Origin of the sequence: Brevundimonas sp. NPDC046655 (assembly GCF_044901625.1) — a bacterium.
Classification (GTDB): Bacteria; Pseudomonadota; Alphaproteobacteria; order Caulobacterales; family Caulobacteraceae; genus Brevundimonas.
Genome location: NZ_JBJDPV010000001.1, coordinates 1333452 through 1358267, shown reverse-complemented (window position 1 = coordinate 1358267; position 24816 = coordinate 1333452). Strand labels below are relative to the sequence as shown.

The 24816-nt window shown below is 66.8% G+C and carries 20 protein-coding genes and 1 tRNA gene; 13 read left to right on the top strand and 8 right to left on the bottom strand.

Features of this window, described 5'->3' with window-relative positions; genetic code table 11:
- Window positions 1-22: 22 nt before the first annotated feature.
- Together ACI2KI_RS06655 and ACI2KI_RS06650 are read right to left on the bottom strand one after the other, a co-directional pair.
- Window positions 23-454: a hypothetical protein gene (locus ACI2KI_RS06655; protein ID WP_404618579.1), complete on the bottom strand. Its 432-nt coding sequence runs from the start codon at window positions 452-454 to the stop codon at window positions 23-25.
- A gap of 226 nt (window positions 455-680) precedes the next feature.
- Entirely contained in the window at window positions 681-2024 is a 1344-nt protein-coding gene (locus ACI2KI_RS06650; protein WP_292082045.1) for an MFS transporter, read from the bottom strand.
- A 190-nt stretch (window positions 2025-2214) separates the two neighbouring features.
- Between ACI2KI_RS06650 and cyoA the strand changes: the two genes are divergently transcribed.
- The 7 genes from cyoA to ACI2KI_RS06615 all read left to right on the top strand — a co-directional run bounded on the left by cyoA (window position 2215) and on the right by ACI2KI_RS06615 (window position 9134).
- Complete coding sequence (cyoA, locus tag ACI2KI_RS06645; RefSeq protein WP_292082048.1) at window positions 2215-3438, top strand: ubiquinol oxidase subunit II; 1224 nt, start codon at window positions 2215-2217, stop codon at window positions 3436-3438.
- A 37-nt stretch (window positions 3439-3475) separates the two neighbouring features.
- Window positions 3476-5461, top strand: a complete 1986-nt coding sequence (cyoB, locus tag ACI2KI_RS06640; RefSeq protein ID WP_292082050.1) for a cytochrome o ubiquinol oxidase subunit I — start codon at window positions 3476-3478, stop codon at window positions 5459-5461.
- Window positions 5462-5465: 4 nt separating this feature from the next.
- Complete coding sequence (gene cyoC, locus ACI2KI_RS06635; RefSeq protein ID WP_292082053.1) at window positions 5466-6110, top strand: cytochrome o ubiquinol oxidase subunit III; 645 nt, start codon at window positions 5466-5468, stop codon at window positions 6108-6110.
- Window positions 6107-6496 (top strand): cytochrome o ubiquinol oxidase subunit IV, encoded by a 390-nt coding sequence (gene cyoD, locus ACI2KI_RS06630; protein WP_404618576.1) that lies wholly within the window; start codon window positions 6107-6109, stop codon window positions 6494-6496. Before cyoC ends, cyoD begins: the two co-directional genes overlap by 4 nt.
- Window positions 6497-6565: 69 nt before the next feature.
- Window positions 6566-7273, top strand: a complete 708-nt coding sequence (locus tag ACI2KI_RS06625) for an SURF1 family protein (RefSeq protein ID WP_404618574.1) — start codon at window positions 6566-6568, stop codon at window positions 7271-7273.
- Window positions 7270-8592, top strand: coding sequence for an ATP-binding protein (locus tag ACI2KI_RS06620; protein ID WP_404618572.1), 1323 nt, complete (start codon window positions 7270-7272; stop codon window positions 8590-8592). Before ACI2KI_RS06625 ends, ACI2KI_RS06620 begins: the two co-directional genes overlap by 4 nt.
- Window positions 8589-9134, top strand: coding sequence for a response regulator transcription factor (locus ACI2KI_RS06615; protein WP_404618570.1), 546 nt, complete (start codon window positions 8589-8591; stop codon window positions 9132-9134). Before ACI2KI_RS06620 ends, ACI2KI_RS06615 begins: the two co-directional genes overlap by 4 nt.
- A gap of 9 nt (window positions 9135-9143) precedes the next feature.
- Here ACI2KI_RS06615 and ACI2KI_RS06610 read toward each other — a convergent pair whose 3' ends face one another.
- Window positions 9144-10085: a DUF808 domain-containing protein gene (locus ACI2KI_RS06610; RefSeq protein ID WP_404618568.1), complete on the bottom strand. Its 942-nt coding sequence runs from the start codon at window positions 10083-10085 to the stop codon at window positions 9144-9146.
- Between the two features lie 163 nt (window positions 10086-10248).
- Window positions 10249-10324 (bottom strand) — tRNA-Lys (locus ACI2KI_RS06605).
- 195 nt (window positions 10325-10519) lie between these two features.
- On the opposite strand from ACI2KI_RS06605, the gene ACI2KI_RS06600 reads away from it, so the two are divergent.
- Window positions 10520-11929 carry an amino acid permease gene (locus ACI2KI_RS06600; RefSeq protein WP_404618566.1) on the top strand — a complete coding sequence of 470 codons (1410 nt, stop codon included), beginning with the start codon at window positions 10520-10522 and terminating at the stop codon, window positions 11927-11929.
- Window positions 11929-12282, top strand: a complete 354-nt coding sequence (locus tag ACI2KI_RS06595) for an Hpt domain-containing protein (protein WP_313472709.1) — start codon at window positions 11929-11931, stop codon at window positions 12280-12282. Before ACI2KI_RS06600 ends, ACI2KI_RS06595 begins: the two co-directional genes overlap by 1 nt.
- A gap of 36 nt (window positions 12283-12318) precedes the next feature.
- Here the strand turns inward: ACI2KI_RS06595 and ACI2KI_RS06590 are convergent, their stop codons facing one another.
- Window positions 12319-12651 (bottom strand): chorismate mutase, encoded by a 333-nt coding sequence (locus ACI2KI_RS06590; RefSeq protein ID WP_404618564.1) that lies wholly within the window; start codon window positions 12649-12651, stop codon window positions 12319-12321.
- 4 nt (window positions 12652-12655) lie between these two features.
- Window positions 12656-13471, bottom strand: coding sequence for a ferredoxin--NADP reductase (locus tag ACI2KI_RS06585; RefSeq protein WP_404618562.1), 816 nt, complete (start codon window positions 13469-13471; stop codon window positions 12656-12658).
- Window positions 13472-13576: 105 nt separating this feature from the next.
- On the opposite strand from ACI2KI_RS06585, the gene ACI2KI_RS06580 reads away from it, so the two are divergent.
- The 3 genes from ACI2KI_RS06580 (at window position 13577) to ACI2KI_RS06570 (ending at window position 17934) form a co-directional block, all read left to right on the top strand.
- On the top strand, window positions 13577-15859 hold the full coding sequence (locus tag ACI2KI_RS06580) for a S9 family peptidase (RefSeq protein ID WP_404618560.1): 2283 nt from the start codon (window positions 13577-13579) through the stop codon (window positions 15857-15859).
- Between the two features lie 98 nt (window positions 15860-15957).
- Entirely contained in the window at window positions 15958-17451 is a 1494-nt protein-coding gene (locus tag ACI2KI_RS06575) for an amidase (protein WP_404618558.1), read from the top strand.
- 33 nt (window positions 17452-17484) lie between these two features.
- Entirely contained in the window at window positions 17485-17934 is a 450-nt protein-coding gene (locus tag ACI2KI_RS06570) for a low affinity iron permease family protein (protein ID WP_404618556.1), read from the top strand.
- Between the two features lie 228 nt (window positions 17935-18162).
- On the opposite strand, the gene ACI2KI_RS06565 is transcribed toward ACI2KI_RS06570, so the two are convergent.
- A complete protein-coding gene (locus tag ACI2KI_RS06565; protein ID WP_404618554.1) occupies window positions 18163-19614 on the bottom strand; it encodes an amidohydrolase in 1452 nt (483 codons plus the stop codon).
- Between the two features lie 82 nt (window positions 19615-19696).
- Window positions 19697-22678: a TonB-dependent receptor domain-containing protein gene (locus ACI2KI_RS06560; RefSeq protein WP_404618552.1), complete on the bottom strand. Its 2982-nt coding sequence runs from the start codon at window positions 22676-22678 to the stop codon at window positions 19697-19699.
- A gap of 393 nt (window positions 22679-23071) precedes the next feature.
- Here ACI2KI_RS06560 and ggt point away from each other — a divergent pair, with 393 nt between their 5' ends.
- Entirely contained in the window at window positions 23072-24811 is a 1740-nt protein-coding gene (gene ggt, locus ACI2KI_RS06555; protein WP_404618550.1) for a gamma-glutamyltransferase, read from the top strand.
- The last annotated feature ends 5 nt before the right edge of the window (window positions 24812-24816 follow it).

Genomic DNA, 24816 nt, shown 5'->3' with positions numbered 1-24816 from the left:
TTGGATGCCATGCCTGGGTGGCTCAGATCGGCTGGATCGTCAGTGACAAGACGAGGGGCTGTTCCAGGGCCACCTCGTCGAAGCGATAATCGACGGAGCGGATTGTCGCCATGCTTGAGCGACGCAGCTCCTGCATGCCGCTCTTGGCCAGATTCAGCGATCGATCACCATAGAATATCTTGGCCTTTTCAGTTTCAGCCAGGGGGCGATACTGGGCCGAAACGGTGAAGCCTCCGGGGCTGTTGCAGGCCTCGACCACAGATCCGGTGCGACCGCTCTCGGCCATTACGGTCCCGCTGGGGCGAACCCAGCAGGCGACGGGGACGGTCGCGGTCAACCGATAAGTGTGCCCAGCGGTCGGACCGGCCGACGCGACCTGGGGCGCCAGAACGGCGGTCAGGCCTGCGGCGATCGCCAGCAATGTACGGCGTTTTGCCGACTTCAACTTGGTCATGACGTCCTCATCACCCTTGATTTCAATGGGACGATACTTGGCGGCTCTTAACTTCACGCGATCAGACAGGCTTAGCGGGCGCTTAAGCGCCATCGTAAACCGTCGCTAACCTTGATGACCTGGGAGCGCCCGGACGTGGCGGTTGGTCGGGGGCTGGAACGCATGAAAAAGGGGGCGCGATCCGGATCGCGCCCCCGTTAAGATGGAGTAGCCCGTGTGGGGGACGTCAGGTCTTGGCGCCGGCCCGGCCGCGGCCCAGCTCGCGGTTCAGCCACAGGGCCAGCAGGGTGCAGACCGCGCCCGACAGCAGATAGCCGCCGCCGGCCGCCAGGCCGAACTTGCCCGACAGGGCCAGTGCGGCCAGAGGGGCGAAGCCCGCGCCGAACAGCCAGGCCAGGTCCGAGGTCAGGGCCGAGGCGGTGTAGCGATTGGCCAGGCTGAAGCTGGAGGCGATCGAACCGGAAGCCTGACCGAACGACAGGCCCAGCAGGACGAAGCCCAGGATCATGTAGGCCAGCTCGCCTAGGGGGCCGCCGTCCAGCATCTGCGGCGCGAAGCCCGAGAAGGCGGCGATCCCGGCGGCGGTGACGCCCAGCAGGGCGCGACGGCCGTAGCGATCCGCCAGCCAGCCCGAGGCCAGGATGGCGGCGAGGCCGAAGACGGCGCCGACCAGTTCGATCATCAGGAAGCGGCTCGGCGCCTCCTCGGTGTAGAGGAAGACCCACGACAGCGGGAACACCGTCACCATGTGGAACATGGCGAAGCTGGCCAGGGGGGCGAAGGCGCCGATGACGATGCCGCCGCCTTCTTCACGCACGGTCTTGCCGACCGGGGCGGGGTGCAGCTCCAGAGTCTCGAACGCGGCCTGGAAGGCAGGCGTCACCACGATGCGCAGGCGGGCGAACAGGGCCACGACGTTGATGGCGAAGGCCACGAAGAAGGGATAGCGCCAGCCCCAGTCGAGGAAGTCGGCGGCCGACAGCTTGCTGAGGAAGTAGGCGAACAGGGCGCTGGCCACGATCAGGCCGAAGGGCGCGCCCAGCTGCGGCACCATGGCGTACCAGCCGCGACGGTTCTCGGGCGCGCTGACGGCCAGCAGCGAGGCCATGCCGTCCCAGGCGCCGCCCAGGGCCACGCCCTGACCGATGCGCAGCACGATCAGCATGACCGCCGCCCAGTGGCCCGCCTGGGCGTAGCTGGGCAGGAAACCGAGGCAGACGGTGGACAGACCCAGAAGGAAGAGGGCGATGGTCAGCTTCGTCCCGCGTCCGAAGCGCCGGTCGATCTCGATGAACAGGGCCGTGCCGAGGGGACGAGCCAGGAAGGCCACGGCAAAGACGGCGAAGGACAGCAGGGTCCCGCCCAGCGGCCCTGCATAGGGGAAGACCAGCTGCGGGAAGACCACGACCGAGGCGATCGCATAGACGAAGAAGTCGAAGAACTCCGACGTGCGACCGATGATCACGCCGATCGCGATTTCTCCGGCGTCGATTTTGCCGTGTCGCGCGTTGATCTGGCTGGCGTCCCGCTCAAGGGACTCTGAAGAAGGCGCGCCGCTGGTGGCGTTCATGACCGATGACGTTCCCTGGACCCGGGCGCGACACGCGCGCCGACATGGTAAGAATGACGAAAGCCGCCATTTGCTCCCGATCGGCGTCGGGGGGGATAGGACGGATTGTCCAATGTCGCCTCTTGGCGGCCGGGGGTAGGGGCGGCGCACAATGACCGTGCCAGAGCCTCATTTCCGGACAGGAGCCTTCGTGCGCCGCCTGCGACCCCTTCTGTTGTTGCCCTTGCTGGCCCTGCTGCCCGGCTGTGAAGCCGTGGTGCTGTCGCCGGCCGGGGATATCGCCGCCCAGCAGCGAGACCTGCTGCTGATGTCGGTCTTCCTGATGCTGATCATCATCATCCCGGTGATGGCGCTGACCATCTTCTTCGCCTGGAAGTACCGGGAATCGAACAAGGAAGCCCGCTACGAGCCGGACTGGGATCACTCGACCCATCTGGAACTGGTGATCTGGGCCGCGCCGCTGCTGATCATCATCTGCCTGGGCGCCATCACCTGGTCGGGCACCCACCTGCTGGACCCCTACCGCTCGCTGGACCGGGTCAACAAGGGTCAGGCCGTCGCCGAAGGGGTGGAGCCGCTTCAGGTCAACGTGGTCGCCATGGACTGGAAGTGGCTGTTCATCTACCCCGAGTACGGCATCGCCACGGTCAACGAGCTGGCCGCGCCGGTCGATCGGCCGATCCGTTTCCACATCACCTCAACCGGGGTGATGAACTCCTTCTACATCCCCGCCCTGGCCGGTCAGATCTACGCCATGCCGGGCATGGAGACGAAGCTGCACGCCGTCATCAACCGCCCGGGCGAATACGTCGGCTTCTCGGCCAACTATTCCGGCGACGGCTTCTCCAATATGCGTTTCGCCTTCCACGGCCTGGACGACGCCGGCTTCGACCAGTGGGTCGCGGGCGTGCGCGCCGACAGCAAGAGCCTGGATCGCGAGACCTATCTGGAGCTGGAGAAGCCCAGCGAGAAGGTGCCGGTCATCCATTACGCCTCGGTCGATGAAGGCTTGTTCGACGCCGTGCTGAACATGTGCGTCGAGCCGGGCAAGATGTGCATGGGCGAGATGATGGCCATCGACAAGAAGGGCGGCCTGGGCCTGACCGCCGTCCACGCCACCTGGCCGCTGGCCTATGACAAGTACGCCCGTCGCGGCGAGGCCGTTCTGGGTTCGGGCGACTCCTACGTCATGGCCGTCTGCACCCCGCTGGAGGCCGAGAAGGCCGCCGTCGACGCCGCCCGCCGTCGCCAGCAACTGGCCGCCGAGATGACCCGTTCGACGCCGACCGCTCGCGTCATGGGGGCCGGCCTGGCGCGTCCGGGCCAGGCGACCGAACTGGCCCAGTCCGCCCCGTCCTTCGTCTCCGCCTTCACCGCGCCTGCCGCCGCCGACGCGCCCGCGTCGCAATCCTGAGCGCCTGACCCACATGTCTACTGATCAAATCGCATCCATGATCTTCGGAAGGCTGACCTGGGACGCCTTGCCGTTCCACGAGCCCATCCTGGTGGTCACCTTCGCCGTCGTCGTTCTCGGCGGCCTGGCGACCCTGGCTCTGATCACCCGCTACAAGCTGTGGGGCTACCTCTGGACCGAGTGGTTCACGACGGTGGACCACAAGAAGATCGGGATCATGTACATGATCCTTGGCCTCGTCATGTTCCTGCGCGGCTTCGCCGACGCGTTGATGATGCGCCTGCAGCAGGCCATGGCCTTCGGCGGCGCCGAGGGCTACCTGAACGCTCACCACTACGACCAGATCTTCACGGCTCACGGCGTGATCATGATCTTCTTCGTGGCCATGCCCATGATCACCGGCCTGATGAACTATCTGGTGCCGTTGCAGATCGGGGCGCGCGACGTCTCCTTCCCCTTCCTGAACAACTTCAGCTTCTGGATGACTACGGCCGGCGCGATCGTTGTGATGATGTCGCTGTTCGTCGGTGAATTCGCGCGCACGGGCTGGCTGGCCTATCCGCCGCTGTCCGGCATCGGCTACAGCCCCGGCGTCGGGGTCGACTATTACATCTGGGCCCTGCAGATCGCGGGGGTGGGCACCACCCTGTCCGGCATCAACCTGATCGCCACCATCGTAAAGATGCGCGCGCCGGGCATGGGCCTGATGAAGATGCCGGTCTTCACCTGGACCTCGCTGTGCGCCAACGTCCTGATCGTGGCCTCCTTCCCGGTGCTGACCGCCGTTCTGGCCCTGCTGTCGGCTGACCGCTACATCGGCACCAACTTCTTCACGAACGACTTCGGCGGCAACCCGATGATGTACGTGAACCTGATCTGGATCTGGGGTCACCCCGAGGTCTACATCCTGATCCTGCCGCTGTTCGGCGTCTTCTCGGAAGTCACCTCGACCTTCTCGGGCAAGAAGCTCTTCGGCTACACGTCGATGGTCTATGCGACAGTGGTGATCACCATCCTGTCCTACCTGGTGTGGCTGCACCACTTCTTCACGATGGGCTCGGGCGCGTCCGTGAACTCCTTCTTCGGGATCACGACGATGATCATCTCGATCCCGACAGGGGCCAAGCTGTTCAACTGGCTGTTCACCATGTATCGCGGCCGCATTCGCTTCGAACTGCCGATGATGTGGACGGTCGCCTTCATGCTGACCTTCGTGATCGGCGGCATGACGGGCGTCATGCTGGCGGTGCCGCCGGCTGACTTCGTCCTGCACAACTCGCTGTTCCTGATCGCCCACTTCCACAACGTCATCATCGGCGGGGTGCTGTTCGGCCTGTTCGCCGCCATCAACTACTGGTGGCCCAAGGCCTTCGGCTTCAAGCTGGACAAGAAGTGGGGCCTGGTCAGCTTCTGGTGCTGGGTGGTCGGCTTCTGGGTCGCCTTCATGCCGCTGTACGTCCTGGGCTTCATGGGCGTGACGCGCCGGATGAGGGTCTTCGACGATCCGGCCTATCAGATCTGGTTCGTCATCGCGGCGGTCGGCGTCGGCATCATCGCCGTCGGCATCCTGGCCATGCTGATCCAGTTCGCCGTCTCCATCATCAACCGCGACAAGCTGCGCGACGAGACGGGCGACCCGTGGCACGGCCGCACCCTGGAGTGGGCCACGTCCTCGCCGCCGCCGGACTACAACTTCGCCAAGACGCCGATCATCCATGACTCGGACGCCTGGTGGGACATGAAGGCGCGCGGCTACGAGCGTCCGGTCGAGGGCTTCAAGGCCATCCATATGCCGTCCAACACTGGCGCGGGCGTGATCCTGGCCGGCCTGTCGACGGTCGTGGGCGTCGCCCTGATCTGGTATATGTGGTGGCTGGCCGCGCTCGGCTTCTTCGCCCTGATCGCCTACGCCATCTTCCATACCTTCAACTACAAGCGCGACTACTACATCCCGGCCGAGACGGTGCAGGCGACCGAGGACGCGCGCTCCAAGGCCTTGGCGGCCGCAACGTCGCAGGGATGATCCGATGAGCCACGCTTCTTCCCTGAACCCCGACTACGTCGACGAGGCCGGGCGGCCGATCTATCACCCGGTCGAGGAGCCGCATCACCCGGAAGGCCACAGCACCATGCTGGGCTTCTGGATGTATCTGATGAGCGACTGCCTCATCTTCGCGATGCTGTTCGCCGTCTATGCGGTGATCGGCGGCAACTATGCCGCCGGCCCGGCGCCCAAGGACCTGTTCGACCTGCCGCTGGTGGCGCTGAACACGTCCATGCTGCTGCTGTCGTCGATCACCTACGGCTTCGCCATGCTGGCCATGGTCAAGAACCGCACGGCCCAGATGCAGACCTGGCTGGCGATCACCGGCCTGTTCGGCCTCTGCTTCCTGGGGATCGAGCTCTATGAGTTCGCCCACATGATCCACCTGGGCGCCACGCCCCAGCGCAGCGGCTTCCTGTCGGCCTTCTTCTTCCTGGTCGGCACCCACGGCCTGCACGTCACCTTCGGCACGATCTGGCTGGTCACCCTGATGGTCCAGGTCTGGCAAAAGGGTCTGATCCCGGCCAACAAGCGCCGCCTGATGTGCCTCAGCCTGTTCTGGCACTTCCTGGACGTCATCTGGATCGGCGTCTTCACCTTCGTCTATCTGTTCGGGATGCTGCGATGAGCGCCGAGGCCCACAACGAACACGCTGTCGATCATCACGACGATCACTACCACGGCGACGATCACGACCATGGCTCGTTCAAGAGCTACATGATCGGCTTCCTGCTGTCGGTCGTGCTGACGGCGATTCCGTTCTGGCTGGTCATGACCGAGGCCCTGGCGCCCCAGACGACCGGTCTGGTCATCACGGCCTTCGCCGTGGTGCAGATCATCGTGCACATGATCTTCTTCCTGCACATGAACCATAAGTCCGAGGGCGGATGGAACATGCTGGCGCTGATCTTCACCATCGTCATCGTGGTGATCGCCGTCGCGGGCTCGGTCTGGGTGATGTACCATCTGAACGTCAACATGATGCCCACCCACGACATGCAGACCATGGGCTGAGCCCCAGCGGGGGAGGCAGGGAGAAGCGCCATAGAGCCGTCGTCGCGACCTGTCCGGCCGCCGCGCAGCATGACCGCCCTGATCCTGGGCGCGGTCGTGTTCGCGGTTCTGTTCGCGGGCTTCTCGGCGCTCGGCGTCTGGCAGGTGCAGCGGCTGGCATGGAAGCAGGACCTGATCCGTCAGGTCGACGCCCGCATCCACGCCGCGCCCGTCGCCGCGCCGCCGCCGGGCCAGATCATCACGCGCCAGGCCGATCAGTATCGTCGGGTCGTCGTCAGCGGCCGCTTCGATCATCGGCGCGAGGCCCTGGTGAAGGCGGTCACGGACCTCGGTCCAGGCTATTGGGTCGTGACGCCGCTGACGACCGATCAAGGCTTCACCGTCCTGATCAACCGGGGCTTCGTTCCGCCCGAGCGTCGGAAGGCGGCGGATCGCGCCGCGGGTCAGATTGGGGGGCCGCACACCGTTGTCGGCCTGCTGCGTCTCAGCGAGCCGGATGGTGGTTTCCTGCGCGCCAATGATCCGGCGGGTGACCGCTGGTTCTCGCGCGATGTGACGGCCATCGCCAAGGCGAGGGGCCTCGAAGGGCCGGTCGCGTCCTACTTCATCGACGCCGACGCCACCCCCAATCCCGGCGGCTGGCCGCGCGGCGGCCTGACCGTGGTGCGCTTCGCCAACAGCCACCTGATCTATGCCCTGACCTGGTTCGGGCTGGCGCTGATGTCGGCGGCGGGCTTTGTCTTCTTCCTGCGCGAGGAAAGGAAGCGCAGGCGATGAGCGCGATGCGGTTCGCGCGCAGCCTGCTGGGTCTGGACGACCGGGCCGAGGCGTCGGTGTCGCCGGGCGCGGCGGGGCGGCGCAACATGCTGTTGCTGATCCAGTTGCGCTGGCTGGCGGTGATCGGCCAGGTGGTGACGATCACTGTCGTCCACTGGGGGCTGAAGATCCCGCTGCCGCTGGGGATGCTGTTGCTGGCGCCGGCCGGGCTGGCGATGATGAACCTGGCCAGCGCCCCGGTCACCCTGCGTCGTCAGAGCGTGACCGATCCCGAACTGATGCTGGCGCTCTTCGTGGACGTGGCCGCTCTGACCTGGCTGCTCTTCTTCAGCGGCGGGACCAGCAATCCCTTCGCCGCCCTCTATCTGATGCAGATCGTGCTGGCGGCGGTGCTGCTGCGGCCGCCCTACGCCTGGGGCTTTGTTCTGGTCACCAGCGCCTGTCTGGCCTGGCTGGCGGTCTGGCACCAGCCGTTGCCGCTGCCGCCCGACACCGACGCCCACATGGGGCTGATCCAGGCCGGCGCCCTGGTCAACTTCATCCTGATTGCCGTGCTGCTGGTCGCCTTCGTGACGCGCACGACGCAGAACGTGCGGGCGCGCGACGCCTACCTAGCCGACGCGCGGCAGCAGGCGGCGGAGCAGGATCACATCGTCCGCATGGGGCTGCTGGCCTCGGGCGCGGCGCACGAACTGGGCACGCCCCTGGCCTCGCTGTCGGTCATTCTGAGCGACTGGAAACGGATGCCGGCCCTGGTCGCCGACGCGGACCTGACGTCCGACATCGCCGAGATGCAGGCCGAGGTCGAGCGTTGCAAGACCATCGTCACCGGCATCCTGATGTCGGCGGGCGAGGCGCGGGGTGAGGCGCCGACCATCACCACCCTGGGCGGCTTCCTGTCCGAGATCGTGGCGGACTGGCGTGAAAAGTCGAACGACGCCATGGGTGTGGTGCTGAAGGATCCAACGCCGCGCAATCCGCGCATCATCGCCGACCCCGCCCTGAAGCAGGTGTTCAGCGCCCTGCTCGACAACGCCCATGAAGCCGGGGCCGAGCGAATGGTCATCGCGGCGACGCTGGGCGACGATCTGCTGTCGGTCGAGTTCAACGACGACGGCCCCGGCTTCACGCCCGACATCCTCGAGCGGCTGGGCCAGCCCTATCAGTCGACCAAGGGACGGGCGGGGGCGGGGCTGGGGCTCTTCCTGCTGGTCAATGTGATGCGCAAGCTGGGCGGCGGCGTCGTCGCCGTCAATCGACGCGACGGGGGCGCCAGCGTGCGCCTGACCCTGCCTCTGGAGGCCCTGGCTCCCAAATGACCGAACCGAACGACGCCCCCCGCCAGTTGCTGATCGTCGAGGATGACGAGGCCTTCGCCAAGACCCTGCGCAAGTCGTTCGAACGACGGGGCTATGAGGTGGTTGCGGCGCGCAGCCACGAGCAGCTGGTGGAACTGCTGGCGGTTCATCATCCGCGCTACGCCGTGGTGGATCTGAAGCTGGGGGCGGCCTCGGGCCTGACCTGCGTTCAGACCCTGCATGCCTTTGATCCGGAACTGGATATCGTGGTCCTGACCGGCTTCGCCAGCATCGCCACGGCGGTCGAGGCCATCAAGCTGGGCGCGCGTCACTATCTGGCCAAGCCCGCCGGCACGGACGAGATCGAGGCGGCCTTCGCCCGACAGGAAGGCGACCCCGACGCCGCCCTCAGCGCCCGTCCGACCTCGATCAAGACCCTGGAGTGGGAGCGCATCCATGAGGTTCTGGCGGAGACCAATTTCAACATCTCCGAGACCGCGCGGCGTCTGGGGATGCACCGCCGCACCCTGGCCCGGAAGCTGGAGAAGCGTCAGGTCACCTGACGCCGCTGGTCAGTGCGCGCCGCGTCCGAACAGGCGCAAGGCCTGATGCAGCAGAACGGCCAGCGCCCCGCCGACGATCAGGCCCAACAGGGCCGACAGCAGGGCGGTGATCGTCCAGCTGATCGCGCCGGCTAGCGGCCCGAACACCGCCCCGACCGCATGAGCCAGATGCTCCACGGGTTCCGCAGGCCAGGCGAGGCCCAGCGTGTGCGTGCCGTGCAGCAGAATGCCGCCGCCGACCCACAACATGGCCACGGTGCCGATGACGGACAATGACGAGAAGACGCCCGGCATGGCCTTGACCAGGCCGCGCCCAACGGCCCGGCTGGTCCTGGATGCGCGTTCGGCCATGTGCAGGCCGATGTCGTCCAGTTTCACCAACAGGCCCACTGCGCCGTAGACGGCCACGGTCATGGCCAGGCCGACCACGATCAGAACCCCGGCCTGGGTGGCGAGCGGCGCGTCGGCGACGTCGGCCAGGGCAATGGTCATGATCTCGGCCGACAGGATCAGGTCGGTCCGCACGGCGCCTGCGACCGTGGTCTTTTCCAGATGGGCGGGGTCGTCGCTGACTGGGGCTTCCTCGGCCTCGTGGCCGCCGAACATCTCCAGCACCTTCTCCGCCCCTTCGAAGCAGAGGTAGGCGCCGCCGCACATCAGCAGGGGCGTGATGGCCCAGGGCGCGAAGGCGGTCAGCAACAGCGCGACCGGCAGGATCAGCAGCAGCTTGTTACGGATCGAGCCCACGGCGATCTGGCCGATGATCGGCAGCTCGCGGCTGGGCGACAGGCCAGTGACGTACTTCGGCGTGACTGCGGCGTCATCCACCACGACCCCGGCCGCCTTGCTCGCGGCCTTGCTTGATGCGGCGCCGACGTCGTCGATGGAGGCGGCGGCCAGCTTGGCGATGCTCGCTACATCGTCGATCAGGGCCATCAGTCCAGAGGGCATGGGCGCACCAGCAAGGCAGTAGGAAGGGCAGAGCCTGTTTCCTGCCTGCGACAATGAGTCTTGGGAAGAGGCTGCGCTTCGCCTTCAACAGGAACGCAGCGAATGGCGCGCCGATATCCCCCGAGAAGGGAGAGCCTGGTCTGGACATATTTGAGAGAGACGATGGTGGGTGATCACAGGTTCGAACTGTGGACCCGCTGATTAAGAGTCAGCTGCTCTACCAACTGAGCTAATCACCCGTACCGTCGTCTGCGCCCTTGGTGTGGCGCCGGTTCTTCGCAGCGACCCGCTGGGTTGCCCGAAGGGCCGTCCTATTACTCAGGAAGCGGAGCGGGCGCAAGGGCTGATTGCGGGATTTTCTAAAGTTTGTTCCGCGCGCTAAGGTCGCGGCCGGAATCAGCCGCCGGCAGACGCGGCACGAGGAAATTACACACATGGCGTTCTGGAACCGTCGGCGATCGATCGATGCCATGCTGGTCCCGCATGAGGGGCCGGCGCTGAAAAAGACGCTGAGCTGGCCGCACCTGATGGCCCTGGGCGTCGGCGCCATCGTCGGCACCGGCATCCTGACCCTGATCGGGGTCGGCGCCGGGCTGGCCGGTCCTGCGGTGCTGATCAGTTTCGCCCTGGCCGGTCTGGTCTGCGCCTGCGCGGCTCTGGCCTATGCCGAGCTGTCGACCATCATGCCCGCCTCGGGCAGCGCCTATACCTATTCCTACGCCTCGCTGGGCGAGATCTTCGCCTGGGTCGTGGGGTGGAGCCTGATCCTGGAGTATTCGCTGGTCGTCTCGGCGGTGGCCGTGGGCTGGTCGGGGTACGCCATTCCCTTCCTGGCCGGCCTGGGCATCGACCTGCCGCTGGCCCTGACGGTCGGCCCGCACGTCGAGGGCGGTCTGATCAACCTGCCCGCCGTCTTCATCATCGCCGTGGTGACCGGCCTGCTGCTGATGGGCACCAAGGAAAGCGCCACGCTGAACGCCGTGCTGGTGCTGGTGAAGATCGCCGCCTTGGTGGCTTTCGTCGCCATCGCCCTGCCGAACTTCGACGCCGCCAACTTCACCCCCTTCATGCCGCACGGTTTCGGCGCCCCCTTCGTCCAGACGGGCGTCATGGCGGCGGCGGCCATCATCTTCTTCGCCTTCTACGGTTTCGACGCCATCGCCACGGCGGCCGAGGAGACCAAAAAACCCGAGCGCGATCTGGCCATCGGCATCATCGGCTCGATGGTGGTCTGCACGGTCCTCTATATCGTCGTCGCCGCCGCTGCGATCGGCGCCGCGCCCGTCGCCAGCTTCTCGGACAGCCCTGAGCCCCTGTCGCTGATCATGCGCGGCCTCGGCCAGGGCGTGGCCGCCCAGTGGATCGCCGCCGCCGCCGTCATCGCCCTGCCGACCGTGCTGCTGGCCTTCCTGTTCGGCCAGAGCCGCATCTTCCTGGGCATGGCCCGCGACGGCCTGCTGCCCAACCGCCTGGCCAAGATCTCCAATCGCGGCGTGCCGGTCGTGGTGACGGTCTTCACCGCCGTCGTCGTCGCCATCCTGGCCGGCATCATGCGTCTGGATGAACTGGCCTCTCTGGCCAACGCCGGCACCCTGATGGCCTTCATGGCCGTGGGCGTCAGCCTGATCGTGCTTCGCGTGCGCGAGCCGAACCGCGAGCGCAAGTTCCGGACCCCGCTGTGGTGGCTGGTCGGCGGCATCGCCATCATCGGCTGCATCGTCTTCTTCTTCAGCCTGAAGGCCTCGACCCAGCTCTACTTCCTGCTGTGGAACCTGTTCGGCCTGGCCATCTATCTGCTGTGGTCGTCGAAGAACGCCCGTCTGGCCAAGAGCCCGGAAGCCTGATGGCGCGACGTGATCTGACGGGGGCGGTGGATTTCACCGTCCTCGAGACCATGACCGGCGGCATGGATGATGTGACCGAAGAGGTGCTGGGCCTGTTCGTCCAGCAGGCGGCCCTGTGGTCGCCGCTGCTGGACGCGGCGTCCGAGGGCTGGCGCGATGCCGTCCACACCATTCGCGGGGCCAGCGCCGGCATCGGCGCGCGTGATCTGGCCGCGGTCTGCCATGAGGTTGAGCACGGCGAGCAGGCGCTGGCCGCGGCGGGACTGGAGCGGGTCAGGACGGCGCTGGACGTGGCCCTTGGCGACATCGCCGCCTACCGCCACGAACTGATGCTGAGGGGTCTGAAGGGGTGACCCTTGGTCCTTCTCCCTCAAGGGGAGAAGGAAAGTTTAGCCCCGCGTGGCGTCGTACTTGGCGAACTCGTGGGCGATGCAGCGGTCGATCAGCAGACGCCACACCGGCTCGGCGATGTCGGGCGACAGGCCGGCGGGTTGGGCGGCCGCCAGGACCTTGGCCACCACGTCGTCGATGCGGGCCTGGTCGAAGACGGCGTCGCGGTTCGGCTTGATGCGGGCGGCGGCGTCCATGTAGCGCTGACGCTCGGCCAGCAAGGTCACCAGGGCGCGGTCGAGGGCATCGACGCCCTGACGCACGTCGACCATGGTGGCGCAGTCTTCCGGGGCCTTGCGGTCGTCGATGGCGACGGTGCGGGGGGCGGTCATCAGGTCAGCCGACAAAGGCGCGCTCCAGAACATAGTCGCCGGGTTCGGCGTTCGAGCCTTCCTTAAGGCCGTAGGATTCCAGCAGTTCGCCGGTCTCCTTGATCATGGCCATCGAGCCGCACAGCATGACGCGGTCGCTGTTGGGCGAGAAGCCGATGGGCAGTTGCAGGTCGGCGAAGACGTCGCCCGACTTGATGCGGTCGGTGATGCGGCCCGGCGTCTCGAACCGTTCGCGGGTCACGGTCGGATAATAGGTCAACTGGGCCTTGGCCTCGTCGCCGATCAGCGGATCGTCGTGGATCTCGTGCGTAAAGAAGTCGCGGTAGGCCAGGTCGGCGACGTTGCGCACGGTGTGGCAGACGATGACCTGCTTGAAGCGGCTATAGGTCTCGGGATCGCGGGCGACCGACAGCCAGGGCGCCAGGCCCGTGCCTGTGCCGATCAGCCACAGACGCTCGCCGCCGGTCAGGGCGTCCAGCACCAGGGTTCCGGTCGGCTTCTTGCCCATCAGGACGCTGTCGCCCGCGACGATCTTCTGCAGGCGCGAGGTCAGCGGGCCGTCCTCGACCTTGATCGAGAAGAACTCCAGTTCCTCGGCCCAGAAGGGCGAGGCGATGGAATAGGCGCGCAGCACCGGCTTGCCGCCGTCTTCGCCGGGCAGGCCGATCATGACGAACTCGCCCGAACGGAAGCGGAAATCCTCGGGCCGTTTCACGCCGAAGCTGAACAGCTGGTCGTTCCAGTGGCGGACCCACAGGACCTCGAGGTCGTGGAAGGGGCTGGCCTTGACGGGGGGCGTAGCGAGGGAGGCGTCGGACATGGGGCCTAACTAGGCGGTCGCGGGCGAATGCGAAAGGCTCGCGGGCGTCGCAGCCGCGCAGATTTGCGGATGACGGCGGAAGATTCCGCCTCTAGCTTCGCCGCCATGCGCACATTTCTTCTTGCTTCGACGATCCTGATGGCCGCGACCTCGGCCTTCGCCCAGTCCACGCCGCAGCCGGCGACGCCCCCGGCGGCGACGGCGCCCGCATCCTCGATCCTGACGGTCGAGCGGGTCTTCGCCAATCCGTCCCTGTCGGGGCCGGTGGCCAAGGGCGTCAGCCTGTCGCCCGACGGCGAACTGCTGGCCTTCCTGCGCTCGCGCGAGGACGACGTGGACGTGCTGGACCTGTGGGCCGCGCCGGTGAAGGGGGGCGAGCCGTTCAAGCTGATCGACGCCCGCGCCCTGGTGCCGGACGCCGGCGAACTGTCCGAGGCCGAGAAGGCGCGCCGCGAGCGCATGCGCATCAGCCAGCGCGGCGTGGTCGAATATTCGTGGGACGAGCAGGGCCGCTACATCCTGGCCCCGCTGGAAGGCGACATCTTCCTGGCCAACCGCGCCGACGGCAGTGTGCGTCGCCTGACGGAAACCACGGCGGACGAGATCGACGCCAAGGTCTCGCCCAAGGGCTCCTTCGTCAGCTTCGTGCGCGATCAGGACCTGGTGGTGCTGAACCTGGCCACGGGCGCCGAGCAGGCGATCACCACGGACGGCGAGGGCCTGATCACCTGGGCCACGGCCGAGTTCATCGCTCAGGAAGAGCTGGATCGCGACACCGGCTACTGGTGGAGCCCGGACGAGCGCTTCATCGCGCTGCAACGCACCGACGAGACGCAGGTGGATGTGATCCCGCGCCTGGACATCACCGGCGGCGGCGCTTCGGTGATCGAGCAGCGCTACCCGCGCGCCGGTCGCCCCAACGCCTTGGTCGAGCTCTATGTGCAGGACGTGCAGGCCGGCAAACGGGTCAAGGTCGACCTGGGCGCCAATGCCGACATCTATCTGGGCCGCGTCAACTGGGCCAAGGACGGGCGGACCATGTACGTCCAGCGCCTTTCGCGCGACCAAAAGACCCTGGACCTGCTGAGCGTCGATCCTGCGACCGGCGCCAGCCGCGTCATCGTCACCCAGCGTTCGACCGCCTGGGTGCCGCTGACCCATAGCTTCAAGGCGCTGGAGGACGGCAACTTCATCTGGGCCTCGGAAGAGAGCGGTTGGAACCACCTCTACCTCTATAACCGCGACGGTCGCCGCCTGCGCGCGATCACGCAGGGGAACTATCCGGTCAAGTCGCTGGCGGGCGTCAATCCGACGACGGGCGAGGTCTTCTTCACCGCCTCCATGCGCGACGGCAAGGAATACCCGATCGAGCAGCAGCTGTTCCGCGCCAGCTACAAGCGGACCGCAGCCCCGACCGAGATCACGCCGCGCGGCGGCTGGTGGAGCGCCTCGGTCAACGACACGGGCACGGCCTATGTCGGCAACTATACCGACGTGAACACGCCGTCGCAGTCGGCCCTCTATTCCATTGACGGCACGCGCGTGCGCTGGATCGAGGAAAACAAGCTCCAGCCCGGCCACCCCTTCTGGCCCTATGCCGAGCGCCAGCAGAAGCCGACCTTCGGCACGCTGCAAAGCCACGGCGAGACCCTGATGTGGCAGATGACCACGCCGCCGGGCTTTGATCCGACCAAGACCTATCCGGTCGTCATGCAGGTTTACGGCGGCCCCTCGGGCGGCGGGGTCAAGAACGCATGGCAGGGCGCGACCAACCAGCTTCTGACCGAGGCCGGCTACATCGTCTTCCGCCTGGACAACCGGGGCGAGGGCGACCGTTCGGCGGCCTTCAAGCAGGCCCTCTATCTGAAGATGGGCCAGCCGGAGATCGAGGATCAGGTCATCGCGGCCGACTACCTGCGGTCGCTGCCCTACGTTGACGACAGCCGCATCGCCATGATGGGCTGGTCCTATGGCGGCTTCATGAGCCTGATGGCCCTGACCGAGCCGAAGATGGGTCTGGCCTCGGCCCTGGCCGGCGCGCCGCCGACCGAGTGGAGCCTCTACGACACGGCCTATACCGAGCGTTACATGTCGACGCCGCAGGCCAATGTGGAAGGCTATGCCGCATCCGACGTGCTGGGGCGTCTGGACAACCTGACCGGACGTCTGCTGCTGCTGCACGGCATGGCTGACGACAACGTCATCTTCGAGAACACGACGCGGGTGCTGGACGGGCTTCAGGCCAAGAGCATCCCGTTCGAGACCATGCTCTATCCCGGACAGCGCCACGGCGTGCGCGGCAATGAGAGGCAGCTTCACCTATGGCGCACCTACCTCGACTTCCTCGACCGCACCATCGGCACGCGGGCGCCCGTCAAGGCGGATTGATCGCGGCGGCGGCTGCCGGAGCTCTCTGTTGGGGGGCTGCAACCCCGGCAGCCGCACAGGCGACGGCATCCCATTCCGGCTGCCGATTGCTCAGCCAGATGGCTCCTGCCGAGCAAGCCGAAATTCGTCGCGACGCCGCCGCGCGCGGACGTTCCATTCCGGATGGAGCAGACGTCGAGATCTGCCGAGAGAGGGCGACCTCTGCGGCGTCGTTCATCGGAATGCTGCAGACCATGGATGAGCGCTACCGAAGCGTGCTGCGATGGTCGCCGCCAGACGCCTTGAGGATACAGGACGGAGGCAACGCCCAGATGCAGGGCGTGATGGTTCTGCTCAAGGACAACATCGAAAGCCGCGACATGCCGACCACGGCCGGTTCGCTGGCCTTGCTCAGCCATGCGCCCGGCCGTGACGCGCCCATCGTGGCGCGGCTGCGAGATGCGGGGGCTGTCATCCTCGGTAAGACCAATCTGTCGGAGTGGGCCAATATCCGCTCGTCGGACTCGATCAGCGGCTGGAGCGCCGTCGGCGGCCAGACGCGCAACCCCTATGACCCGGCGCGCACGCCCTGCGGCTCGTCTTCGGGCAGCGCGGTGGCGGTGGCCATCGGACTGGCGCCGATCGCCATAGGCACCGAGACGGACGGCTCGATCACCTGCCCGGCCTCGGTCAACGGCGTGGTGGGGTTCAAGCCGACTGTGGGCCTGGTCAGCCGCACCCATATCGTGCCCATCAGCCATTCCCAGGACACCGCCGGTCCCATCGCCACGACGGTCGAGGACGCGGCCATCGTCCTGAGCGTCATCGCCGGTTCCGATCCCGCCGATCCGGCCACCGTCGAGGCGGATGCGCGCAAAGTCGATTATCGCGCGGCGCTGGACGCCAACAGCCTGCGCGGCGCCCGCATCGGGGTGATGCGCTTCCTGCTGCCCGCCTATTCGGCCGAGACGCGCGCGGAGTTCGAGCGGGCCCTGGTCGCCCTGCGCGCGGCGGGGGCCGAGGTGGTCGAGATCGAACAGGCCCCGCCCGACCTGCGCGCCATCGGCGGCTGGGAGCTGACGGTCCTGCTGACCGAGCTGAAGCACGATCTGAACCTCTATCTGGCCTCGACCGACCCCGCTCAGGTCAAGGCGCGAACCCTGGCGGACGTCATCGCCTTCAACGCCGCCGAACCGCGCGAAACGGTCCTGTTCGGCCAGGACCTGTTTGAGCGGGCCCAGGCGACTGGCGGCCTGACCGACCCCGCCTATGTCGAGGCGCGGGCGAAGTCGCTGAAGGCGGCGGGACCTGACGGGATCGACCGCATGATGGCCGAGCACCGCGTCGTGGCCCTGATCGCGCCGACCACCTCGCGCGCCTGGACCAATGATCCCAAAGACGAGGACGACATGCAGGGCTCGGCCAGTCGGCTGGCGGCGGTGGCGGGCTACCCGCACCTGAGCGTGCCCATGGGCTTTGACCGGGGGATGCCGGTGGGCCTCAGCTTCATCGGCGGCAAGTGGGACGACGCCCGCATCCTGTCGCTGGGCCATGCCTATGAGCAGGCCACGCATGAGCGCCGACCGCCGCCCATGCCCCAGCCTGCCCTCTGAGCAACCTCGGCCGTTCAGGCGGGTTAAACGGCCATGGAAAAGCTGTTCAACCATTTCGCCAATACGACGGCCAAGGTCGCGGGACGGCCGTGGACCTTCATCCTGTGTCTGCTGCTGGTGCTGGGCTGGGCCGTAACGGGCCCGGTCTTCAAATTCAGCGAGACCTGGCAACTGGTGATCAACACCGGCACGACCATCATAACCTTCCTGATGGTCTTCCTGATCCAGAACACCCAGAACCGCGACGCGGCGGCCATGCACGCCAAGCTGGACGAGCTGGTCTATGCGGTGAAGAAGGCCGATGCGGGCTTCATCGGCATCGAGCACCTGACCGACAAGGAACTGGCGGTCATCCTGAAGGAGGTCGAGCGGCGCGGGCGCGACATCCACGCCGGACAACCGGCGCGAGCGGTCCGGGGACGGCCGGCCTCTCGTGTCGAGGAGGACGGCGCGGTCGAAGGCGGGACGAAAAATAGAGTCTAATTCGTCTGAATAGTCTGAAATCCCTCCGGGGCGCTGGCGGACCGCTCACTATGGCGCATGAAGGGACGGGCGCGCGCCAAATGGGCCAGAGAGGCGCGCAAACGCCGTGATTTTCAGGGATTGGAGCGGCGAGGTAGGCGGGCGACATTGATTTCAATGTTGCGCCGACACCCCTCATCCGGCCCTGACGGGCCACCTTCTCCCTCAAGGGGAGAAGGGGCGCGGGGCTTAGTCGCGGTAGTTGAGCGCCGGGGCGCGGTCGCCCAGCAGGGCCTCGTATTTGAAGTCCGGTCCGCGGCGACGCTCGAACTCGGTCTTGGCGGCGGCGATGGTGTCCGGGCTCTGGAACAGTTCGGCGGTGGTCAGGGCCAGGGTCTTGGCGGCCAGGTGCGCGCCCTTCAGGCCGATGGTCGAGCCGGCGGCGACCACGTTCTGCCAGCTGTGGCCCGCCGAGCCGGGGACGAAGGTGGCGGTGGACAGGCCGACGGTGGGTGCGACCCAGGACACATCCGAGACATCGGTCGAGCCGCCGAAGTCGCCGCCGATCACGGCCGGCTCGATCGTGCCGACGGAGGCCAGGTCCGGTTTGGTCGGCAAGGTCTTCTGGATCTCGGTGGCGAGGGCGATTTCCTCGGGCGTCCAGGTGATGCCGCCGACATGGCGCAGGTTGCGGTCCATGACGGTCATCAGGGCCTCGTTCGGCAGCATGGAATAGACGCCGCCGATGGCCTCGAACTCGACGCGGGTGCCGGTGCCGAGGGCCGCGCCTTCGGCCGCCTTCTTCACCCGCTCCAGCACGTCGCGGACGATCTGCGGGTCATTGTGGCGGACGTAGTAGTAGCTCTCGGCGAAGGCGGGGACGACGTTGGGCGCCTTGGCCCCGTCGGTGATGGCGTAGTGGATGCGGGTACGGTCGGGAATATGCTCGCGCATCAGGTTGACCATGGCGTTCATGGCCTCGACCCCGTCCAGGGCCGAGCGGCCGCGATCGGGGGCGGCGGCGGCGTGGGCGGCCGTGCCGTAGAAGCGGAACTTGCCCGAGACATTGGACATGGTGTCGCCCTGACGGGCGCTGTTGACGTTGCCGGGGTGCCAGTGAACGGCCACGTCCACGTCGTCGAACAGGCCGTCGCGGACCATATAGACCTTGCCCGAGCCGCCTTCCTCGGCGGGGGTGCCATAGACGCGCAGTTCGCCCTTGATGTTGTTGGCGACCATCCAGTCCTTGACCGCGATGGCGGCGTGGACCGAGGCGGCGCCGAACAGGTTGTGACCGCAGCCGTGACCGGCGTGGCCGCCCGCGCTTTCCTGCACCGGGTTCATCGTCTGCGACAGCCCGGGCAGGGCGTCGTATTCGGCCAGAACCGCGATGACCGGGCCGTCGCCGTTCTTGAAGCTGGCCAGGAAGGCGGTGGGTTCATTGGCGATGCCCGGCGTGACCTGGAAGCCGGCCTCGCGCAGCTGGCCCTGCAGCAGGTTCGAGCTTTGGGTCTCCTGATAGCCCAGCTCGGCGAACTTCCAGATTTCGAGCGCCGCGTGGTCAAGGGCCGGCTGGTTGCGCTCGACCGTGCCGGTGATCTGGGCGCGGGCCTGGGGCGACAGTTCGGCGGCGAAGGCCGGGAGGCTGAGGCCGGTCAGGGCGGCGGCGAGCGCCAGGGCGCGCATCGAGACGGGTTTCATCGGGAACTCCACAAACGGACGGCGAATAGACGAAGGGCGGAAGACGATGGCTCGCCTTCCGCCCGAGAGGATCAAGACCAGATCAGAAGGTCTTGCGGAAGCTGGCGTACCAGTAGCGGCCATAGGGCTGATAGACGGTGCCGACGAAGCCCGCGGCCGACAGGGGCGGTTCCTCGTCGGTCAGGTTGCGCACGCCGACGCGCACAGCCGTTCCGGCCAGGCGGCCCTCGTCGAACTGATACTCGCCATAGAGGTTGGCGGTGATGGTGGCGTCCACCGTCCAGTAGTCGCCCGCCGAGTTGGTCAGGCTGTCGTCATAGAGGGACGAGATGTACTGGGTGAAGGCGCCGACGGTCCAGGCGTCCTTGCGCCAGGTGCCGGACAGGGACCACTTCCACTCGGGGCGACCCAGATCGCGGATCATGTCGCCCATGCTGCCGCCCAGGGAGATCGACGAAGCGATGTCGCCCTTCTCCTTGGCGTCCACCAGGGCCTGAGCGCCCGGCGCCAGCTCCAGGTAGTATTTCAGCAGGTGCGAGACGTTCAGGTTCAGGCTGAAGTCGCCGTAAGCCGTGTCACGCAGGCTCCACATGGCACCCAGATCCAGACCCTCGACAGTCTGGGGCTGCTGGTTGGTGTAGGCGTCGGTGATGTATTGCACCTCGCCGACGGCGGTCAGGCCGGTGCCTGCGAAGATGGCCTGATCGGCGGCGGTCGCATCGGCGCGCACGACATTGGGGTTCGAGCTGCCCTGCTTGCGCAGCAGGTAGTCCAGGATCAGGGCGTTCTGGCCGCGGAACAGACCGACCATGCCGGTCTGCTCGACCTGCCACCAGTCGGCGGTGAAGGTGAAGTTTCCGAACTGTTCGGGGACGAAGCGGGGCTGAACGACCAGGCCGAAGGACAGGGTTTCGGACTCTTCCGGCTGCAGGTCGGGGTTGCCGGAGCGGCGCTCGGCCGTGAGCTTGCGGACGTGGGTCTGGCTGGCGTTGGCCTTGTCCACGAAGCTGTTGGGGATGCCGGAGACGGTGCTTGCGCCGCACTGGCTCATATCGGTGATGGCTCCCCGACGCAGCAGGGCCTCGCAGTAGATGTAGTCGTTCGAGCTGTTGGAGCGGGTGATCACCGTGGCGTTGATCTGCTCCAGGTTGGGGGCGCGGAAGCCCTGGGCCCAGGAGCCGCGAACGCGGAAGCCGTCGACGATGTCCCAGGCGGCGGCGACCTTGGGCTTGGCCACGTCGCCGAAGTCTGAATAGTTCTCGAAGCGGCCCGCGACCTGCACTTCCAGATTGTGAACCAGCGGGATGTTCATCTCGGGCGACACCAGGGGCGCGGCGAACTCCAGATAGGCGGAGAAGACGTCGCGCTCGCCGTAGGTGTCGGGGTTTTCCGACGAGTTGATCAGGTCGCTGTAGGTCGCGCCGGATTTGTCGGTGTAGCGGATCGTGCCGTCGATCCGGCTGTCGCGATCATCCAACTGGGTCTCGGTGCGCGCCTCGATGCCGGCCGCCATGCCGACCGGGCCGCCGGGCAGGGTGAAGAGGTCGGGACGAGAGATCTTGAAGTCCAACAGGCCCAGCTCGGTCTTGGTCTTGCGGACCATGTCGACGCGAATGGCGTCCAGAGCTTCCTGATTCGACGGGGTGGCGTCGCCGAAGCGCGGATTGGCCGGGTCGCCGCCGTTGAAGAAGTTGTAGGCGTCAGGCGTCGACTTGGCCGCCCATTCCGCCAGCCGGGTCGTCGAGATGTTGTCTGACACGTCCTTGGCGGTGGCTTCGGACCAGAGCAGGGCCGATTCCCAGTTCCAGCCGCGCCATTCGCCGCGCAGGCCGCCGAGGGCGCGGAATTGCTCGTTCGTCACCTCGACATTGATCGGCCCCATGTCGTTGAAGCGATAGCCGGTCAGGCGCACGTCCCGCTTGAACGGGTTGTAGTAGTTGGTCCCGGCGATGGTCATCACGACCGACGACAGGGTGTTGATGGGGGCCTGGCGCGCATTGGATTGCGCGTAATAGGCGCCCAGTTCGCCGAAGGCCTCGACCGCGTCGTTGATCTGATAGCGGCCGGTCAGGAAGAGGTTGAAGCGATCGACCTCGGGCACGACGGTCAGGTCTTCCTTGGCCGTGTCCGCCAGCAGGGAGGCGTCGACATTGGTCGTCCGCTTCAGGCACAGGCCGTCGGCCAGGGCGGCGGCGCATCCCGCCAGGGTGTTGGGCTGGATGGTGAAGGTCGTGAAGCTCTGACCGCCGTAGGAGGCGGCGCTGGGCAGGGTGAACTGGCCCCAGGGCGTCAGCGACGACAGGCCGTTCAAGGCCGAGCCGGTGAAGCCCGTGCCGTCGAACAGGGGCCGCTTGTCGTCAGAGGCGGTGAAGGACTGATCCAGCGTCGAGAGCTCGTCGCGGTGGTCATAGTTGAAGAAGAGCGAGACGTTGCCGCGTCCCTCGGCGATGTCCTGGCCGCCGTAGAGGGAGAAGTTGGTCTCCCACATATCCGTGCCCTCGGCGAAGCCGTACTGGGCCGAGACGGTCCAGTCGGTCATGTCGTCGCGCAGGACCGTGTTGATCACGCCGGCCACCGCGTCCGCGCCGTAGATGGCGGCGGCGCCGTCACGCAGGACTTCAAGCCGCTTCAGCCCTGACACCGGGATGGCGTTGGTGTTGTAGGTCAGGACGGGGACCAGGTGCTCGTTGGCCTGGGACGTCGGGTGACCGACGACGCGGCGGCCGTTCAGCAGCACCAGCGTGTTGCCGATGCCGAGGCTGCGCAGGTTGACCGACCCGGTGTCGCCGCGCGCCGAGTTGGAGCTGGCGGGCAGGTAGGAGGAGTTGAAGGTCACGTCGCCCATCTGCGGGATGGTGCGCAGCAGTTCGTCGCCCGAGGTGGCGGCGGCGGCCAGGATCTGCTCCTCGCCGACCACGGTGACGGGCAGGGCGGCGGTCACCTTGGCGCCGCGGATCTGCGAGCCGACCACGACGATCTCGTCGACCTGGGTGGCCTGTTCCTCGGGGGCGTCCTGAGCGACGGCGCCGGTCGTGGCGCCGAACAGGGCCGTGGTGGCCAACATGGCCGTCTTCAAGCTTCGACGAGCGAAGGCTGCACGCATGATCTGGTTATCCCCTGTGGTGGTCATCGAGCTCGGTATCCCCCCGAGGCACGAGTGGTGGCGGTCGGACTGTTGGCAGACGTGAAACGCACGCCGGGCGCCGCACATGGCAATGCGCCTGGCCCGGATGTTCTGTCTCGAGGTTGACTAGAAGCCGCCACAATCGCGCCGTCAACCGTTTAAGGTCAAATATTGCTGTTGTTCAAGATTCTGAGCAAGGTAATCACCTCAAAACGGCCTTGAGTTCGCTCTTTCGGCAATGCTATCGCTCTAAGCAGGCGTTCTTCGTCGAGCGCGGCCTGGTTCCAGGCTTCATGTTTCGATGAATTTGACGCGAATTGTGACGGGGTGGCTATGCGTTCTCACGTGAAGATTCTGGCGGTCGCCGCGGCGGCTCTGTTGGCGGCGGCGCCCGCGCTGGCGCAGGAAGCGGCGGTCCCGACCCGGCCCGCGGTCGGCAGCGGCGGCGACATCGTCAGCTATGGCCAGATCCACAGTCCAACGATCGGGCGGGGCGGCATGGTGGTGAGCCAGAGCGCCCTGGCGACTCAGGTCGGCGTCGACATCCTGAAGCAGGGCGGCAATGCCGTGGACGCGGCGGTTGCGGTCGCCTTCGCCGAGGCCGTGACCCTGCCGCGCGCGGGCAACATCGGCGGCGGCGGCTACATGATCGTGCATATGGCCGCGACGGCGGATCGCCCGGCCCAGGACATCGCCATCAACTATTACGGCACGGCGCCGCGCGCTGTGACCCCGGACTTCCTGCTGGACGACAGCGGCAAGTTCGACCGCCGCGCGCCCTCCAGCTTCCGCAATGTCTCGGTGCCCGGCACGGTCGCGGGGATGTGGGAGGCGCACAAGCGGTTCGGCGCACTGACCTGGGCCCAGGTGGTGGCGCCGTCGGTCAAGCTGGCCGAGGACGGCGTCATCCTGTCGGACGGCGAGGCGGACGCGACGGCTGGTCGCGCCACGGTTCTGGCCACCGACCCTGGCGCGCGCGAGGCCTATCTGAAGGCGGACGGCACGGCCTATCGCGCGGGCGAACTGTTCAAACAGCCGCAACTGGCCTGGAGCCTGCGTCAGGTGCAGCAGGGCGGGGCCGACGCCTTCTATCGCGGCGAACTGGCGAAGAAGATCGTCGAGGGCGTGCGGGCGCGCGGCGGGATCATGGATGCGCAGGATCTGGCCGATTACCGCGCCGACGTGACCGCGCCGATCTGGTCCACCTATCGCGATCATCGCATCGCCTACATGCCGCCGACCGCCTCGGGCGTCAGCGTGGCCGAGGGGCTGAACCTGCTGGAGCACTTCCCCATGCGCGAGCTGCGCTGGGGCAGCGTCGACAGCCTGCACCTGATCTCGGAAGCGATGAAGATCGTCTCCTCGGACCGTCGCCTGATCGGCGGCGCGCCGCAGTGGACAACGCCGGCGCAGGGACTGGCCAGCAAGGAATTCGCCGCCGAGCGGGTCAAGCTGATCCGCATGGATCGCTCGCTGGCCGCCGCCGACATCCCGGAGGGCAACCCCTATCCCTACGAGAGCCAGGACACGACCCACTATTCGGTGGCCGACGCCCACGGCAATGCGGTGTCGAACACCTATACCCTGTCCAACTCCTACGGCGCCCACGTCGCCCCGGTGGGGACGGGCATCCTGCTGAACAACTCGCTGGACAACTTCTCTTGGGGGACGCGAGGCGAGCCGAACTCGCCGGCGCCGGGCAAGCGGCTGGGCTCGACCATCACCCCGATGATCGTCTTTGACGACGACAAGCCCTGGCTGGTCACCGGCACGCCGGGCGGCGGCTACATCATCGCCACCATGGTCCAGCTGATCTCCAACGTCATCGACCACCAGTTGAACATCGCCGAGGCGGCCATGCGTCCGCGCCTGAACCAGGGCGGGGGCGACAGCCCGCTGGAACTGGAAGGCGGCTTCTCGCCCGACGTCGAACGCCTGCTGCGCGAGCGTGGCCACACGGTCCGCCCGTCCATGACAATGGGCAGCACCCAGTCCATCATGATCGAGGGCGATCGATTCCTGGGCGCGGCGGATACGCGCCGTCCCGACGCCCTGGCGCTCGGCGTCCAGTAGATCTC

What these genes read in the sequence shown, in the direction of transcription:
- ACI2KI_RS06655 (WP_404618579.1), bottom strand. Translation starts at nt 454, where the DNA reads ATGACCAAGTTGAAGTCGGCAAAACGCCGTACATTGCTGGCGATCGCC.
- ggt (WP_404618550.1), top strand. Translation starts at nt 23,072, where the DNA reads ATGCGTTCTCACGTGAAGATTCTGGCGGTCGCCGCGGCGGCTCTGTTG.
- ACI2KI_RS06650 (WP_292082045.1), bottom strand. Translation starts at nt 2,024, where the DNA reads ATGAACGCCACCAGCGGCGCGCCTTCTTCAGAGTCCCTTGAGCGGGAC.
- ACI2KI_RS06580 (WP_404618560.1), top strand. Translation starts at nt 13,577, where the DNA reads ATGCGCACATTTCTTCTTGCTTCGACGATCCTGATGGCCGCGACCTCG.
- ACI2KI_RS06560 (WP_404618552.1), bottom strand. Translation starts at nt 22,678, where the DNA reads ATGTTGGCCACCACGGCCCTGTTCGGCGCCACGACCGGCGCCGTCGCT.
- ACI2KI_RS06620 (WP_404618572.1), top strand. Translation starts at nt 7,270, where the DNA reads ATGAGCGCGATGCGGTTCGCGCGCAGCCTGCTGGGTCTGGACGACCGG.
- cyoD (WP_404618576.1), top strand. Translation starts at nt 6,107, where the DNA reads ATGAGCGCCGAGGCCCACAACGAACACGCTGTCGATCATCACGACGAT.
- ACI2KI_RS06595 (WP_313472709.1), top strand. Translation starts at nt 11,929, where the DNA reads ATGGCGCGACGTGATCTGACGGGGGCGGTGGATTTCACCGTCCTCGAG.
- cyoB (WP_292082050.1), top strand. Translation starts at nt 3,476, where the DNA reads ATGATCTTCGGAAGGCTGACCTGGGACGCCTTGCCGTTCCACGAGCCC.
- ACI2KI_RS06610 (WP_404618568.1), bottom strand. Translation starts at nt 10,085, where the DNA reads ATGCCCTCTGGACTGATGGCCCTGATCGACGATGTAGCGAGCATCGCC.
- ACI2KI_RS06590 (WP_404618564.1), bottom strand. Translation starts at nt 12,651, where the DNA reads ATGACCGCCCCCCGCACCGTCGCCATCGACGACCGCAAGGCCCCGGAA.
- ACI2KI_RS06575 (WP_404618558.1), top strand. Translation starts at nt 15,958, where the DNA reads ATGGCTCCTGCCGAGCAAGCCGAAATTCGTCGCGACGCCGCCGCGCGC.
- ACI2KI_RS06565 (WP_404618554.1), bottom strand. Translation starts at nt 19,614, where the DNA reads ATGAAACCCGTCTCGATGCGCGCCCTGGCGCTCGCCGCCGCCCTGACC.
- ACI2KI_RS06600 (WP_404618566.1), top strand. Translation starts at nt 10,520, where the DNA reads ATGGCGTTCTGGAACCGTCGGCGATCGATCGATGCCATGCTGGTCCCG.
- ACI2KI_RS06585 (WP_404618562.1), bottom strand. Translation starts at nt 13,471, where the DNA reads ATGTCCGACGCCTCCCTCGCTACGCCCCCCGTCAAGGCCAGCCCCTTC.
- cyoC (WP_292082053.1), top strand. Translation starts at nt 5,466, where the DNA reads ATGAGCCACGCTTCTTCCCTGAACCCCGACTACGTCGACGAGGCCGGG.
- ACI2KI_RS06625 (WP_404618574.1), top strand. Translation starts at nt 6,566, where the DNA reads ATGACCGCCCTGATCCTGGGCGCGGTCGTGTTCGCGGTTCTGTTCGCG.
- ACI2KI_RS06615 (WP_404618570.1), top strand. Translation starts at nt 8,589, where the DNA reads ATGACCGAACCGAACGACGCCCCCCGCCAGTTGCTGATCGTCGAGGAT.
- ACI2KI_RS06570 (WP_404618556.1), top strand. Translation starts at nt 17,485, where the DNA reads ATGGAAAAGCTGTTCAACCATTTCGCCAATACGACGGCCAAGGTCGCG.